Source organism: Flavobacterium sp. MMS24-S5 (assembly GCF_050320125.1).
In the GTDB taxonomy this organism is placed as follows: domain Bacteria; phylum Bacteroidota; class Bacteroidia; order Flavobacteriales; family Flavobacteriaceae; genus Flavobacterium; species Flavobacterium tyrosinilyticum.
This window is the reverse complement of record NZ_CP190016.1, coordinates 1,394,059-1,408,932: the sequence shown is the minus strand read 5'-3', so window position 1 is coordinate 1,408,932 and position 14,874 is coordinate 1,394,059. Positions and strand designations below refer to the sequence as shown.

13 protein-coding genes are annotated in these 14,874 nt (G+C 33.3%); 6 read left to right on the top strand and 7 right to left on the bottom strand.

The window, feature by feature from the left end:
* Window positions 1-2: 2 nt before the first annotated feature.
* Window positions 3-1,697, bottom strand: a complete 1,695-nt coding sequence (locus ACPWTF_RS06170) for a tetratricopeptide repeat-containing sensor histidine kinase (protein WP_427874827.1) — start codon at window positions 1,695-1,697, stop codon at window positions 3-5.
* A 54-nt stretch (window positions 1,698-1,751) separates the two neighbouring features.
* On the bottom strand, window positions 1,752-1,940 hold the full coding sequence (locus ACPWTF_RS06165; protein WP_427874826.1) for a hypothetical protein: 189 nt from the start codon (window positions 1,938-1,940) through the stop codon (window positions 1,752-1,754).
* A 378-nt stretch (window positions 1,941-2,318) separates the two neighbouring features.
* Here ACPWTF_RS06165 and ACPWTF_RS06160 point away from each other — a divergent pair, with 378 nt between their 5' ends.
* The 3 genes from ACPWTF_RS06160 to ACPWTF_RS06150 all read left to right on the top strand — a co-directional run bounded on the left by ACPWTF_RS06160 (window position 2,319) and on the right by ACPWTF_RS06150 (window position 3,850).
* Entirely contained in the window at window positions 2,319-3,053 is a 735-nt protein-coding gene (locus ACPWTF_RS06160) for a hypothetical protein (RefSeq protein WP_427874825.1), read from the top strand.
* Complete coding sequence (locus tag ACPWTF_RS06155; RefSeq protein WP_427874824.1) at window positions 3,028-3,315, top strand: hypothetical protein; 288 nt, start codon at window positions 3,028-3,030, stop codon at window positions 3,313-3,315. The genes ACPWTF_RS06160 and ACPWTF_RS06155 overlap by 26 nt, the downstream gene beginning before the upstream one ends.
* 118 nt (window positions 3,316-3,433) lie before the next feature.
* On the top strand, window positions 3,434-3,850 hold the full coding sequence (locus ACPWTF_RS06150; RefSeq protein ID WP_250836993.1) for a lipocalin family protein: 417 nt from the start codon (window positions 3,434-3,436) through the stop codon (window positions 3,848-3,850).
* A gap of 89 nt (window positions 3,851-3,939) precedes the next feature.
* Here the strand turns inward: ACPWTF_RS06150 and ACPWTF_RS06145 are convergent, their stop codons facing one another.
* Together ACPWTF_RS06145 and ACPWTF_RS06140 are read right to left on the bottom strand one after the other, a co-directional pair.
* Entirely contained in the window at window positions 3,940-7,959 is a 4,020-nt protein-coding gene (locus ACPWTF_RS06145) for a PAS domain S-box protein (protein WP_427874823.1), read from the bottom strand.
* 12 nt (window positions 7,960-7,971) lie between these two features.
* Window positions 7,972-8,418 carry a response regulator gene (locus ACPWTF_RS06140; RefSeq protein WP_379796668.1) on the bottom strand — a complete coding sequence of 149 codons (447 nt, stop codon included), beginning with the start codon at window positions 8,416-8,418 and terminating at the stop codon, window positions 7,972-7,974.
* A gap of 503 nt (window positions 8,419-8,921) precedes the next feature.
* On the opposite strand from ACPWTF_RS06140, the gene ACPWTF_RS06135 reads away from it, so the two are divergent.
* Complete coding sequence (locus ACPWTF_RS06135) at window positions 8,922-10,367, top strand: glycosyltransferase (RefSeq protein ID WP_250836990.1); 1,446 nt, start codon at window positions 8,922-8,924, stop codon at window positions 10,365-10,367.
* 264 nt (window positions 10,368-10,631) lie between these two features.
* Here ACPWTF_RS06135 and ACPWTF_RS06130 read toward each other — a convergent pair whose 3' ends face one another.
* Window positions 10,632-11,345 (bottom strand): AAA family ATPase, encoded by a 714-nt coding sequence (locus ACPWTF_RS06130; protein ID WP_427874822.1) that lies wholly within the window; start codon window positions 11,343-11,345, stop codon window positions 10,632-10,634.
* Window positions 11,346-11,374: 29 nt separating this feature from the next.
* A complete protein-coding gene (locus ACPWTF_RS06125; RefSeq protein WP_427874821.1) occupies window positions 11,375-12,106 on the bottom strand; it encodes a YggS family pyridoxal phosphate-dependent enzyme in 732 nt (243 codons plus the stop codon).
* A 160-nt stretch (window positions 12,107-12,266) separates the two neighbouring features.
* On the opposite strand from ACPWTF_RS06125, the gene ACPWTF_RS06120 reads away from it, so the two are divergent.
* Window positions 12,267-12,530 (top strand): DUF2024 family protein, encoded by a 264-nt coding sequence (locus tag ACPWTF_RS06120; RefSeq protein ID WP_095929017.1) that lies wholly within the window; start codon window positions 12,267-12,269, stop codon window positions 12,528-12,530.
* Window positions 12,531-12,619: 89 nt separating this feature from the next.
* Here the strand turns inward: ACPWTF_RS06120 and ACPWTF_RS06115 are convergent, their stop codons facing one another.
* The gene (locus tag ACPWTF_RS06115) at window positions 12,620-14,029 is read right to left on the bottom strand and encodes a PLP-dependent aminotransferase family protein (protein ID WP_427874820.1); all 1,410 of its coding nucleotides are present in this window, start codon (window positions 14,027-14,029) and stop codon (window positions 12,620-12,622) included.
* A gap of 203 nt (window positions 14,030-14,232) precedes the next feature.
* Between ACPWTF_RS06115 and ACPWTF_RS06110 the strand changes: the two genes are divergently transcribed.
* A complete protein-coding gene (locus ACPWTF_RS06110; protein WP_427874819.1) occupies window positions 14,233-14,826 on the top strand; it encodes a murein L,D-transpeptidase catalytic domain-containing protein in 594 nt (197 codons plus the stop codon).
* The last annotated feature ends 48 nt before the right edge of the window (window positions 14,827-14,874 follow it).

The following is a 14,874-nucleotide window of genomic DNA, read 5'->3' as shown; positions in this document are numbered from 1 at the left end:
TCTTATTTAGGTATTGTTATTTTTACTTTGAAACCTTTATTCGGTTCAGTGTCAAAAGTAATAGTTCCTTTTAAGGCCAAAATACGGTTTTCCATATTTTGCAGACCATTTTTTATAATTTTTGATTTTTCGCAGCCTTTGCCAATATCGCTGTAATCAATAAAGAGCGAATTGGAGTTGGAATTAAATTTTATGGATACTACAGAAGCTTCGCTATGCTTTTTCATATTAACCATTAATTCATGCAAAACTCTCTGAATGGCAATCTTTTTTAAATCCTCAACCGAATCCCAATTTATTTTATCGAAACCATTAATAATAACGTTTGTTTGACTGCTGTTATAAGTCGAGAGCATTTCTTTTAAATTGTTTGGATAATTTATGCCTGTATCAATATCATTATTTTCCCTAGAAATTCCTCTAACTCGCGAATAGATCGTATCGAGTTTTTGAACCAAAGTTTCTTTTATACTTTCATTTTCTAAAGGTTGTGTCTGTGTAAAAGCAATGGCATTGAAAACGTCATTTGCCAGCTCATCATGAATATCTTTCGCAATTCGGGTTTCGGTATTATACGCCGTTTCTATTTTTTCAATTCGATTTCGGTTCTGGTAATATTTTCTCAAATAAAGCAATAATAGAAAAAGTGATGTAATACCAATTATAAACAATATCTTTTGGTATTGCGCTTTTTGTAGCGCAAGTAAATTTTCTGCTTTCTCTAATCGCAGTTTCTGATTTTCGTCTTTTTCTTTTTTAGAATCGTATTTAATTTTAGCAAATTTGTTTTTAAAATTGTTTCTGACTTTGATTATGCTATCATTTAAAGAAATATATTTTTTGCCATATTTTGCGTCAGATCCATTAGAAATAAGAAAAGATAATGCTCTTAGTCGCTCGTCTATGCTATTAAATTTAGTTGCAATATCATAAGCTTTCTTGGCATATTCGTTTGTTTTTTGCAAATTGTTTTTGGAATAATACTCGGCTAAATGTAAGTAGCTTTCAATGCTTCCATATAGATCATCAGCTTTTGTTCTTAATTGTAGAGCTTCATTCATTAGTTCAAGTCCTTTTTCATTTGATCCTTTTTTGAAATAGGCAAAACCTAAGTTATCGATAACTCTTGATTTACTTTTTACAAAATTATCTAACGCTTTTGTTTTTAAAATGGACTCTAAAATTTTAATTGCCTCGTCGTAGTTTTTCTTTTTAATATAAACCACAGCAATATTATTTAAAGGAGATTGTTTCGCAACCTGATCGTTTGCTACTTTTATCGCTTCGTTATAATAAAAGATGGCATCATCATAAATAGAAAGTTCTTTATCGGCAATTCCGAAAAAATTATGGATTGCAGATTTGTAAGTTTTGTCAATTTCAGCATAAGGTAATGCTTCTGTTAATGTTTCTTTACTACCATAATAATCACCATTTATTTGCTGGATATTTGCCATCCGAATTAAATTGTAAACAATATTTAAACTGTCTTTAGAAGCTTCAAAGGCAATTTTTGATTTGTTAAAAAGGTAAAAAGCATTATTGTAATTGTTCTTCAGGAATTGATCTGTAGCTTTTTCTTGTATAAGTTTTGCTTCTTTGCTTGATTTTTCTGGTTGGACTAATATGCTAGTTTTCTCTTCGCAGGAAAAGAAAAGAAAAAAAATAAAGAAACAAAAAAACGGGGATTGTAACATAAATCGTACTTTCCCCGAATTTAGCAATTTATTGAAAACAACAAATTTTATTTGTTATTTTTTTGGTGGATTAATGTTAGTAGGATTGTCACCAGGGCCATCTGGTTCACTTGCTTGCCCTTCTGATGGAGTTTCTTTTTTTATTTCAGTTTTTTGTTCTGAAGATTCTAATTCATCAGCAGTACAAGAAAATAATGTAGTTGACAATAGGATGCACGCTCCCCATAAATATAATGTTTTCATTTTTTTAAAATTTAAAAGTTGAACAGGGGTATTGCTGCCTGAAATCTTTTTCAGGTTGGTTTTTAAATGGCAATACCAATTTTGTTTGGGAAGTGAAGTGCGTAGAACAGTAAGATTTTCATCTATACTTCCCGGAATAAAATCCGTCTTACGGTTTTCCGCACTTGGTACATAAACTAGTTTTGTACATTTGTTTTTGACCTGCAGATCAAAGCGCTAACTAATTTTGTTGAGGCAAAGTAACAACCGTTTTGAGCCTGTGTTGAGCAGAAAGTCAGGAAAGTCGAATGTTTTTTTTAAAAGTCAGGAGAAGTTCCAGAAAGTCATAAAAAGTCGAATAAAGTACTTTAGATAAAGTTTTAAAAAGTTCAAATGCCTATGCCAACCATTACTTTTGAAGATTATAAAAAAGCGATTAAAGCTAAATATGAAGAAGAAAAAAATGGAGAATATTCTAATAATTTGAATTCTCCTACATCCGCAAATCTTAGAAATTTGTGTATAAAAAGATTTGAAACAAATAATAGTAAAGATGACCTAATTACTTTTAAATCTTTTTTTGATTTTCCATTTGATAGGGATAATAGAAATCTTTATGGAGAAATTGAGTTAAATAAATTAACAGCAGTTCGTAGATTTCTTTTGAATGTGACTGAAAGTCCTGCGGAAGATACTGTTCAATTAGCCGCAATATTAGTAGATCTTCAGCCTAGACCTTTTAAAGAGTTTCAAAAACAACTTGATCCAGATGAAGTGAAATTGATAGAAGAGTTAAGAGATACTAATCATGATAAGAATAGATTTTTTTCTGATATTTTGCCTGATAAGGTGGAAACCGAAAAATTTCCTGAGTTAAAAAATGATGAGGTAGAAAAAGATAAAAATGAAGAAACAGGACAAGATGAAGCTGAAGAAGTACAAGATGAAAATGAGGATTTGGAAAAAAATCCAACGGGTATATTTACTCCTATTAAGAAAGGAGGAGGAGATGGGGGAAGTTCTAGATTAAAAAGATCTTTAATAATTGCAAGCTTTTCTCTTAGGTCTAGCTTTAATCGTTTACTTAAACATGTCAAAAAAAGATTGCATGCAATGGATGGGCGATCATTATGAAAAAATAGAAAGGTCTGACGATGGTTATTGCAATACTTATTATGATGCCAGATATTTTGATTTAAAGAAAATTGAAGTATGTGATACGACTGAATTTTTTGATGATAGTGGAAGAGCAAAAGTTTGGTATATTAAGATTGGAAATTCTGTAGAATGCTATAACCAACATGCCCCTTATCCAGAAAACACACAACGATTCTTAAAACCAATTACGCAACATATTATTAATAAGTATTTGTCAAATAGACCAAAATGCAATTAATTTTAAAAATTCCTAAAATGCGATTTATGTAAAATATTCCTAAAATCATGGAATTATTTGTAAGTATATACTTTTAATTTAGCATTATTGAATTAAATAATTAAAAAACAAACAAATCATGAAAAAAAGAAGCATATTATTCGTATTAGCCTTAAGCGCGGGAATGTTCGTAACCTCTTGTAGTAGCGACGATAATGAAGGAGAAACAATTGTTCCAATTCAAGGTAAATATAATCTAAGCCAAAGAGGAACAATTGTAGATGGAAAAGAAGTATTGGTTGACGCACCAGAAAATGCAGCAGGATGTAATAGAGATTATTTAGATTTAAGATTAAGTAATGCAGCAGTTATTGGTGATTATAGTGGATCTGATTGTGCTTTAACAGAAACTACAGGAACTTATGTAAGATCTCATAACGATTTGACTATTACTGTTGGAAATTTAAGTTCAACAAGCGATATTATGAACCTTACTAACAAAGAACTAAAAATTAAAGACAAAACAACTGGTATTATTACTGTTTATACTAGATAATAAAATTGTTTTGAGATAATTTCAATTTGTTTTGAAATGGAAAACGGAAACTCCAATTAAGAAGTTTCCGTTTTTTTTATAGAGTAAAATTAATTGACTGGGATATAAATGTCAAAAGAAGCTCCTTCGTTGTGAATGCCAGAAGCGGTTATAATTCCGTTGTGGTTTTCTACAATTTTTTTTACAATGGCAAGTCCGATTCCTGTGCCGTTGTAACGATCTCTGCCATGAAGACGTTGAAAGACTTCGAATATTTTTTTGTTGTATTGCGCTTCAAAACCAATTCCGTTATCGGAAACTTTAATGTGGCAATATTTTTTGGACGGAATAAGTTTTTCTTCTTCTAAATCTTGACCAAAAGCAATTGTGCTTGTAATTTTAATTAAAATCGGAATTTCAGGATTTGAGAATTTCAATGAATTACTGATTAAATTATATAGTAATTGCTTGAACTGAAAAGGAATAACGTCAACTTCAGAGGTTTCTCCAATTTCAATTACGGCACTTTTCTGTTCTAATTCTTCCGTTAAATCTTCTTTAACCTCCTTAATAATTTGGCTCAGATCTGTTTTTATAAAAATGCGTTCTTGACTATTTGTTCTAGAATAAGCCAATAAATCATTAATTAAGGTCTGCATTCGCTGTGCAGCATTCTGCATTCGTTTAAATTTATCTTTTCCGTTTTCAGATAAATTTTCCGATTCTTTTTCGATAATCTGCGAAGCAAAAGTCTGTATTTTTCGAAGCGGTTCCTGCAAATCATGACTGGAGATATAAGCAAAGGACTGAAGCTCTTTGTTCATTTCTTCCAATTCATTGTTTTTCTGCTCTAGCTCGAGTGCATTCATTTTTAATTTATCATCGGCTTTTTTTCTTTCATTTAAATCGTGCGTCACTTTAGAAAAGCCAATAACATCGCCTTTTTTATTATGAACAGCCGTTATCACTACGCTTGCCCAAAACAAGCTGCCATTTTTACGTACGCGCCATCCTTCATGAATCACTTTTCCTTTTTCTCTTGCAATTTGCAAAAGTTTTTGAGGCAGATTATTTTTTTGATCTTCTTCGGTATAAAAAATAGACAAATATTTGCCGACAATTTCCTCAGCTTTATAGCCTTTTATTTTTTCGGCACCAGCGTTCCAATTCTCAATAATACCTTCACGGTTGAGGTACAAAATGGCATATTCCTGAATTTCTTCGACCATTAAATGATAACGTTCTTCACTTTTTCGGAGTGATTCGTTGATCTGTATGAGTTCTTTGGTACGAGCAGTAACCTGCTGTTCGAGTTCGTGAGTAAAAGCTTTTTCGGTATGAATGTCGGTAAATGCACCAACCCATTTTAAAATTTTATTATCAGGACCCAAAACAGGTTCTCCAATAACGGTATGCCATCTGTACGAACCGTCTTTTCTATGCATACGTACATCGCAGCGATACATTTCTCCTGTTGCAAGAGCATGCTGCCAGATTTTTACATTTTCGTCAAAATCATCAGGATGAATCATTTTCTGCCAAGAACCTTCGGCTCCAGGTTCTATTCCGGTATATTCAAACCATTTTCCTGAGGTAAAAAGTGCATTTCCTTCTGCGTCGGTTTCCCAGATTAGCTGCGGAATACTTTCGGTAAGCGAACGGAATCTCTTCTCACTTTCTTCGATTTTTTTTCGGGCTTCGACTTTTTCAGAAACGTCAATTAATGTCATTCTAATTCCAGAAATCGAATTGTCACTTTCGCGCAGCGGGGCAAATTCAAAATCAACATAAAATTGACTGTTGCCATTTTTATTAGCAATAAAAAGTAAAGATTCAGATTCTGAATACACTTCGCCAGATTCGTAAACTTTACTTAATAACTGGGCATATTTTTGTTTGTTGAGTTCGGGAAATAATTCGAGTATTTTTTTTCCTTCAACTTCAGATGCTTCTCTTTTCCAAATATTATGCAGTAATACAAAATTGGCCATTTCGATTACAAAATCATTTCCGCGTAAAATGGCTTTTGGAACAGGCGATTGCATAATAAGATTGCGCAGTTTCTTTTCGCTTTCTTCTATTTTCTGCTGGTATTTTTTTTCTTCGGTAATGTCGCGAATAGTTCCTATTAGTTTTGCAGGCTCATTATTTTCATCATAGAAAACTTTTCCTTTGCCTTCAATCCAATGAATCGATTTATCTTTCCAGATAACGCGAACTTCGTAGTTTAGAAAACCAGAATTTAAAGCTTCCTTAAAGCCTCTATTTCTAACATGCAGATCATCGGGGTGAAGATGCTCCAATAATTCTTCGTGAGAAAGCATTACATCTTCGGTATAGCCGCCAAGAATTTCAAGATATCTTTTAGAGTAAGTGGGAATTCGGGTCTTTACATTCAATTCCCAAGTTCCCAATTCGCTGGCTTCTACAACAATTTTAAGACGATCTTCGTTAAGTTCGATTTTTTTTCGGGCTTCCACTTTTTCGCTTACTTCGGTAACCGTAACCAAGATTCCCGAGATTGTTCCGTTTTCTTCTTTTAAGGGATGATAAAGAAAATCAAAATAAGCAGTTTCGATTTTTCCGTATCGGTTTAAAGGAACAGGAACTTCAATGCCGTGAAACGGAATTCCAGTTTTTAATACATTGTCTAATAAATCGCTAACGGTTTCTTTTACTTCTGGAAGAGAATCATACAATGGTCTTCCGACAAAAGGTTCCTCTTCTCGAGCTACAAGTTTAAGATAAGCTTCATTGGCCATTTCCACAATATATTCTGGGCCTCGAAGAATTGTGATGCCAACAGGAGCTTGTTTTACGGTATTACGGAAACGTTTGTCGCTTTCTTCAATTTTTTGTTTTGCCAAGTACAAGTCTGTAATTTCTACAGCGGTATTCATTACACCGTAAATTTTACCAGTCAAATCATATAAAGGCGTAAAGCTGTAATTGAAATAAAAAGATTGCAATTTATTATCGATCATAAGATCAATACGAGAATTTCTCGAATGAAAAGATTGTCCAGTTTCAAAAACCGACTCAACTTGTTCAAATACCGACTGGTTTTGTAGTTCGGGGAGAATTTCTCTGTAGGTTTTTCCAATTACATCTGGGCCTTTTCCCCAGATTTTTATAATAGATTCATTTGCGAGTTCAATACGCATTTCTTTTCCGACATAAACACCAATCGGGAAAGGGGCGTTTTCAACCAGTTGTCTTATTTTTTGTTCGCTTTCTTCCACTTTAGCACGAGCCAAAACTTGAGCGGTAACTTCTGTAGCAATTGCTGCAACGCCAGAAATACTTCCGTCTTTTTCGCGTAAAGCTTCGTAAACAAAATTGATATAAGTATTTTCGGTTTGACCGTTTCGATTTAAAGGAATAAAAAGTTCTTCTGTGATGACTTTTTTCCCAGAGATAAAAACGTTTTGCAGAATTTCATCAAGGCCTTGTTTTTTTAATTCGGGAAGAACTTCAAAAATAGGTTTATTAATAATGTTTTCTGCTTTTGCATCCCAAAGCCTCAGCATTTGGTCGTTAGCGATTTCAACGATATGATTTTCACCTCTAAAAATGGACATTGCCACCGGAGCTTGCATAATATTATTGATGAATCGTGCATTACTTTCATGCAAAGCGTCTGCAACGATTTTCTTTTCTGTGGTTTCAATAACAGTAACCAAAATGCCTCCAACAGATCCATCTTCTATTTTTATGGGACTGTACGAAAAATCAAAAAAGCAATCTTCTGTATAGCCATTTCTATTAAGTGGCACTTTGAAATCAGGGAAACTTACTGCATGTCCTTTCATGACATCGGTAAATAAAGGCCCTATGGTATCCCAGATTTCTGCAAATGTATCTTTAGAACTTCCGCCTAAAGCTTCTGGATGTTTAGAAGCGCCCAAAATAGGACGAAAAGCATCATTATAGATTTGAGTATAATTTTTTCCCCATGCAATGTACATTCCAAACGGATTGCCCAGCATCATTGCAGTCATTGTTTTTAAACTTTGAGGCCACTTTTCAGGATTACCCAAAGGGGTTTTACTCCAATCTGCGGAACGAATTAATTCTCCCATTTCTCCACCTTCGGAAAGAAAATAATGTTCCTTTTGTTTGCGGTTCATTTTCAGAGAGGATTAAGGTTGCAAAATGAAATTAGCTCTTTCGGGCTGTTTGAAACTATTTTCGGGTGCAATGGTTAGGGCTTTTTCTATTACATTTTTGAGTTTAGAAAATTCTCCAGGCTTTCGAATATAAAATGAAGCGCCTTTTAGATATAATTTATCAACGATTTCGCTGTCTAGCGAAGTAGAAAATATAATAATCGGCAGATTTTTTAAGTTTTCGTTGTCTTTTATTTCAGCCAGACATTCCAAACCATTTTTTAGTGGCATGTTTAAGTCTAAAAAAAGGACATCAGGAAGATTGGTACTATTAGTTTTTAAATAATTCATCAATTGCACGCCGTCGTGTACCACTGATAGAGTTGTGCTAATTGTTATTTCGTCGAGAGCTTCTTTAAAGAAAAGGCAGTCATCTTCGTCATCATCAGCCAATAAAAGATAATAATGCTCTTTGGTCATTTTTTAGTCTCCTTAAAATTTAGTGTTTGAATTTTACTAGGATAAATTTAACTTTTTTCAGTAAAACTTCTTGTTTTTTTATGAAGAATGTTTTTTAAAAGACGTAAATAAACGTAAAATTAGATTGTTTTCTTTCTTTTATGCAATTTTAGTTTAGTAATTACGTTTTATTCATTCTTGTTATTTTATGTTTTTAAGACACGCTTTTTGAGATTCTTATTTCTTTACCAAATAGAACAGAAAATACTGTAAACCCTTCTGGAATCTCGCTTCTTTCATTTAAAAAATCATCTTTTTAGTGTATACCCGTATCCAAAAAGTGTAAAATAATTACACACTCTTTTTTGATCTTATTTTTCTAAACGGCTCTATACCAGTTTAAAACCGTATTGGCATGCCGCTTGCAAATTGTGTTAATGTCAAAATTTCTAATGTATCCGTTTTTGAAAGGAAGAAGATTTTGCTAAAAGCCCAATTAAGGAAATTAAAAAAGGAGTATAAGCATGAAAAGCGAAACAATTATCTCAGAACAATTTTATGCGAACAGCAGTTCAGCTATCAGCGAAAAAACATTAAACGGTTCTTTTTTTAGAACCAACGAAAAATCACAAAAAGTACATGTAGAAAGACCAACAAGTCCTTTCGGATTAGCGGTTCTTATTGCAACCTTCTTATTATTAATTGCAGGTGTCTTTATGGTAATTCAATTGCAAGATGATTTCGAACAATTTCATTTTGAAAGAATTGCTTCGACTTGGGGATTGCCATTTTTAATAATCACAACAATATTGTTTTTCTACCAAACAGGAGTTTTCTTGTATAGCTCTTATTTGTACTTAAGATACAAAGCAATTCCGTCGGTTTCAGACGATTTATTGCCAACTTGTACGATTATCGTTCCTGCATACAATGAAGGAAAACTAGTTTGGGATACTTTATTGAGCCTTGCAGAAAGCGATTATCCAGCAGAAAAACTACAGCTTTTGGCTATTGACGATGGAAGTAAAGATGATACTTGGTATTGGATGCAAGAAGCAAAAGCAAAATTAGGAGATCGTGTAACGATTTTTCAGCAGCCTAAAAACCAAGGAAAACGCCAAGCGTTATACAGAGGATTTAAATTAGGAACAGGAGAAATTTTTGTAACTGTAGATAGTGATTCTATTGTAAAAAAAGATACTCTAAGAAACCTAGTTAGCCCATTTGTAGTAAACAAAAAATGTGGTGCCGTTGCAGGAAACGTTCAGGTTTTGAACAACAAAAAAGCAATTTTACCAAAAATGCTTAATGTAAGTTTCGTAATGAGTTTCGAATTCCAACGTTCTGCAGAAAGTGAATTAGGTTCTGTATTATGTACACCAGGTGCTTTGGCAGCGTACAAAAGAGATGCCGTTTTCAACTGTCTTCCAGAATGGATCAACCAAACTTTTATGGGGCAGCCATCAGATATTGGAGAAGATCGCGCTCTTACCAATATGATTTTAAAACAAGGTTTTGAAGTGAAATTTCAAAGAAATGCAGTGGTATTAACCAATGTTCCAGAAGAATACAAAGGATTATACAAAATGTTCATTAGATGGGCGAGAAGTAACGTTCGTGAAAATCTTATGATGGCAAAATTTGTTTTCAAAGATTTTAGAAAAGATTCAAAATTTGGACCAAGAATGCTGTTTTTAAATCAGTTTTTTAAAATTGCAATGACGTATCCATTTCTATTGTTTATGTTTTACTTTATCGCGGTTCACCCCGTGTTATTTTTAAGTTCAACATTAATGGCAATCTTAATATTTTCAAGTTTTTCAATGTTGTTTTACGCAAAAAGATACACGCTTTCAGAATCTTTCTGGGCCTATTCTTACAGTGTTTTTTACACTTTCAGTTTATTCTGGATTGCGCCTTATGCCATTGCAACAGCCAACAAAAAAGGCTGGTTGACAAGAGGACTATAAATTTAGTACACTATTCATTCTATTATATAAAACTCCGCCCAATGAAAACCCGCTGTAGTGTCAGCGGGTTTTTTTATTAATAGCATTTTCATTCCTCAGGAATGCTAAAATTGAAATTCCCTCAGCAATTATACGTTCCGTAGGAACGTCTGGTTGGTAGTAGAATTAAAATTTAGATTGCGGTTATACGTTCCGTAGGAACGTTTCGTCGGTAAAAAAAATAAAATGAAATGTTCCTATGGAACATATAAAAAACGAGAATTTTTATGCGTTTTGTTTAGAATCCAAGGCAGCAATAATCTGCCTTTTCATTGTGGTATTGGTATAATCCAGAGCTTCGGCATAAGAAACAGAATATTTTCTGTCTATGTTTTGAAAATGTTCTGGAAACGTGCCTAAAATCTTATCGTAATAAATATCCAACTGTTTTTCTGAAGGCATTTCATATTTCAAGCGAAGTTGAAATCTTCGCAGTAAAGCGCTATCTATTATTTCGTAATGATTGGTTGCGCAGATCAATAAACTATCTGAAGGGAAATAATCAAAAAGCTGAATAATTGTGTTGACCAAACGTCTCATTTCGCCCACATCTTTGTCGTCGCTGTCGCGGCTTTTTCCAATTTGGTCAAATTCATCCAAGAATAAAACGGCTCTTTCGCGAATAGCTTTATCAAAAATAGCTTTTAAGTTTTTAGAAGTTTCGCCTATCCTAGAATCGACAACAGTGCTGAGGTTGACTATGATAATCTTTTTGTTTAAAGTATGGGCAATCGCTTTTGCGGTTGTCGTTTTACCGCAGCCAGAACTACCGTGCAGTAAAATTTTATTATCGACTTTAAGATTGTATTTTTTTAATTCTTCGATATATTGATGTTCTTTGATAATCTGAAGCAAAGCGGCTTTATTTTCATCACTAAAAAATAAATCGTCTAAAGCAATTTTTTCAGTATCAATTACGGTAAGATCATTCAGGTTCATCTACTTTTAATTTGCTGCAAAATTAAGTTTTATTCTGCAATGTTTTCGTTCCAGATTTCTTTTCCTAAAAAACGGTTTCCAAAAATTGACGTGCCAATTCTTACCATATTAGAACCTTCTGCAATGGCAAGTTCCAAATCTTGAGACATTCCCATAGAAAGTTTTAAGTCTTGTAAGCCTTCGATCCTTTCTGAATAAATCTCATCTCGTATGGTTCTTAGAAGTCGTAACGACGGAATCATTTTTTCTTTTTCAACATCCAAAAGCCCAATGCTCATTAAACCTTTAATATTCAAGGTTTCGTACGTTTTTATCTTTTTAATGAAAGATAAAACGTCTTCTGGTGCCAATCCGAATTTGCTTTCTTCGTAGGAAGTATTGACTTGAACAAAAACATCCAATTTTCTGTTTTGGTTCTGAAGCTGCTTGTGCAATTCATCAGCCAAATTGATTCTATCCAAAGATTGAATGCAAGTAACATATTTCAATACATCTTTTATTTTGTTCGTTTGGAGATGTCCAATAAAATGCCTTTCAATAGGTAAGTTTTTCAAAACATCATTTTTATCTCGCAATTCCTGCATTTTGTTTTCGCCCATTAAAGTTTCGCCAGCTTCTATCGCAATTCGTATTTTTTCGGCAGGAACAGTTTTGGTTGCCAATAAAAGCTGAACATCTTCAGGATTTCTTCCAGCAATCTTGCAAGCATTTTCAATACGCTGATGCACTTTAATTAAATTAAAAATAATATCGTTTTTCATATTGCAAAATTAAATGGAAACCACAAAATTCTACTGAACCAGTACATCTCAAAAAATGAAAAAACTGGATGATTTTCAACTTTTAAATCCAATGTAAATTTGCATCATAAAACAATAAAACTTAGTCCCTTAGCGGCTTAGTAACTTAGAAACTTAGGAAATGAAAATAGCAGTTTGGGATACCTATGTAACCCGCAAAGACGGAAAAATTATGCACTTTGATATTTTGGTAGACGAAAATGTTAACGATGCAGAGCAAGTATACGAATATGGAAAAAAGTACCTGAAAAGTGTTGCGCAAGAAGGACAGACTTTGTCTTCTAAAGAATGTCGTTTTTGCCATATTGATAAAGCGCCGATTGAAGTAGAAAATCAGATTCGAGAAAATGGTTTTTCTATTATTGAAATGGAAAACTGTAATTAGTTTTTAAAAGAAACTGATGACTAGAAAGTCTTCGACTCCGCTCAGCCAGACAGCGATTTATGTCACCCTGAGCGAAGTTGAAAGGCTTTTTATAACAATTTAGAAAGCGCTATAATTCCTTCTTCCATTTGTTTTTCAGAAAGAGAAGCATAACCCAGACGAAAACCTTTAATGGTTTCATCAAAACTAAATCGGTTTGGGCTCATGATTTGAATGCCTTGCGATTTTAGCTTTTCAAATATTTCTAAAACATTACAATCTTCTTTTGGAACAATCCAAAACGCAAGTCCGCCTTCGGGTTTGGTGAACGTAATTTTATTTTGAAGATATTGATTTAACAAGCTTTCGAAGAAATCTCGTTTGCTTTTATAAACCAAATTAGCCTTTTTAAGGTGGCGCTTTATTTTGCCTTCATTAATAAGGCTTAAAATTGCTTCTTCCATAATATTGTCACCTTGGACATCGATGATTTTTCTATGATTTCCAATCTTTAAAACGTTCTCATGTGAACTGACTAAATATCCAATACGAAGCGCAGGAGCAACAATTTTGCTGAAAGTGCCAATATAAATATAGTTTTTCAGACCCGAATAACTCGAAATAGGAAGTATTGGTCTTAGTCCGAAATGAAATTCGTTATCGTAATCGTCTTCAATAATCGTAAAATGATATTGATTGGAAAGTTCGATCAATTTTAATCTCTTTTTTAGAGACAAGGTAACAGTAGTTGGAAATTGATGATGGGGTGTAACATAAATGGCCTTTATATTTTTATGCTGTACATATTTTTCGACTTGATCGATATCCAATCCATCCGATTCTATATTTACAGGAAGTAGAGTTGCACCTGCATTTTCAAAAGCTTCCCAAGCGGGTTTGTACCCAGGATTTTCAACCAAAACAAAATCGCCTGATTTTAAAATACAATGAGAGGCAAGATACATCGCCATTTGGCTTCCGCGTGTAATACAGATTTGATCCTGAGAAATACTCATGCCGCGTTTAAAATTGAGCATTTGTGCAATTGATTTTCTGAATTCTAGATTTCCCAATTCGCTGCTGTAACCCATAATCTGCCAACGTGATTTTCGGCTAAATAATTCGCGATACGCTCTAGCCAAATCATTCATTGGTGCCAATCGGCTATCAGGAAGTCCGTCGTCAAAAACTAAAAAACTTTTAGAATCTTCAATTTGAACTTTTTGCTCTTTTTCATTTTCTGACGAATGACTGATTTTAGGCAACGATTCTGTTACAAAAGTTCCTTTTCGGTCAATGGTTACCAGCCAGCCTTCAGCAGTTAAAACATCTAAAGCTTCTACAACAGTATTTCGGTTTACTTTCAGTAATTCAGCCAATTGTCTGCTACCGGGCAATGCATTTCCGTTGACCAGTTTTCCTGTTTTGATAGCGTCAATTACAGCATCGGCAATCTGCAGGTAAATCGCTTTATCTGATTTTTTATCTAAATGAATTTGTAATGGCCAAGGTCGAAGCATCTGGACTGTTTGTTGTTGCTAAATTAAGTTTATTCAGTAGTCCAAAATTAACCTTTTTTGATGGAATAATAGTGATATTTATGCTAAAAGAAATACCTTATTCTGTTGTTTTTTAGACTTTTAGGAAACATTTTTTCGGAACTCTCATTTTAATTTTGCATCGTCAAATAATTGATTTTTAATGTTTTAAAAATGAAAGGTTTATGAAAATAGTAAGTATAATAATCCTAATAACAGCGTGTGTTTTTGGCAACCCAAAACCAAAAGAAGAAAATACGATAGAGGATTCTGATATAGAACGTTTTAATCAACAGATTGAAAATGTAAAAAAAATGAGCGCTTCTGGAGTTTATAATTCTAAAATCGCATTTTTTATTGATATGAGAATTAAATCGGGTAAAAATAGATTCTTTGTTTATGATCTTGAAAACGACAAAGTAATTGATGAAGGATTAGTAGCAAATGGCGCAGGTTCTGAAACGGGTGTAAAAGGAGAATTGAAATTTAGCAACGAACCGAATTCTAAATGCACTTCGCTTGGATGTTACGCAATCGGAAAATCGTATAGAGGAATGTTTGGAAAAGCTTATGTTTTAAAAGGGCTGGACCAAACGAATAATAATGCCGTTAAAAGAATGATTGTATTGCATTCATATTCGGCAGTTCCAGAAGGAGAACAGGATCATTATATTGCCCTTAGCCAAGGTTGTCCCATGGTTAGTGAGGTGTTTTTTAAAAGACTCGAAAAAATAATTGATAATTCGAAGTCGAATATTATCCTGAATATTTATTATTAATTAGAAAGAATTGTTTTTTAACGGAAACTAGATTTGAATGCAGAAACA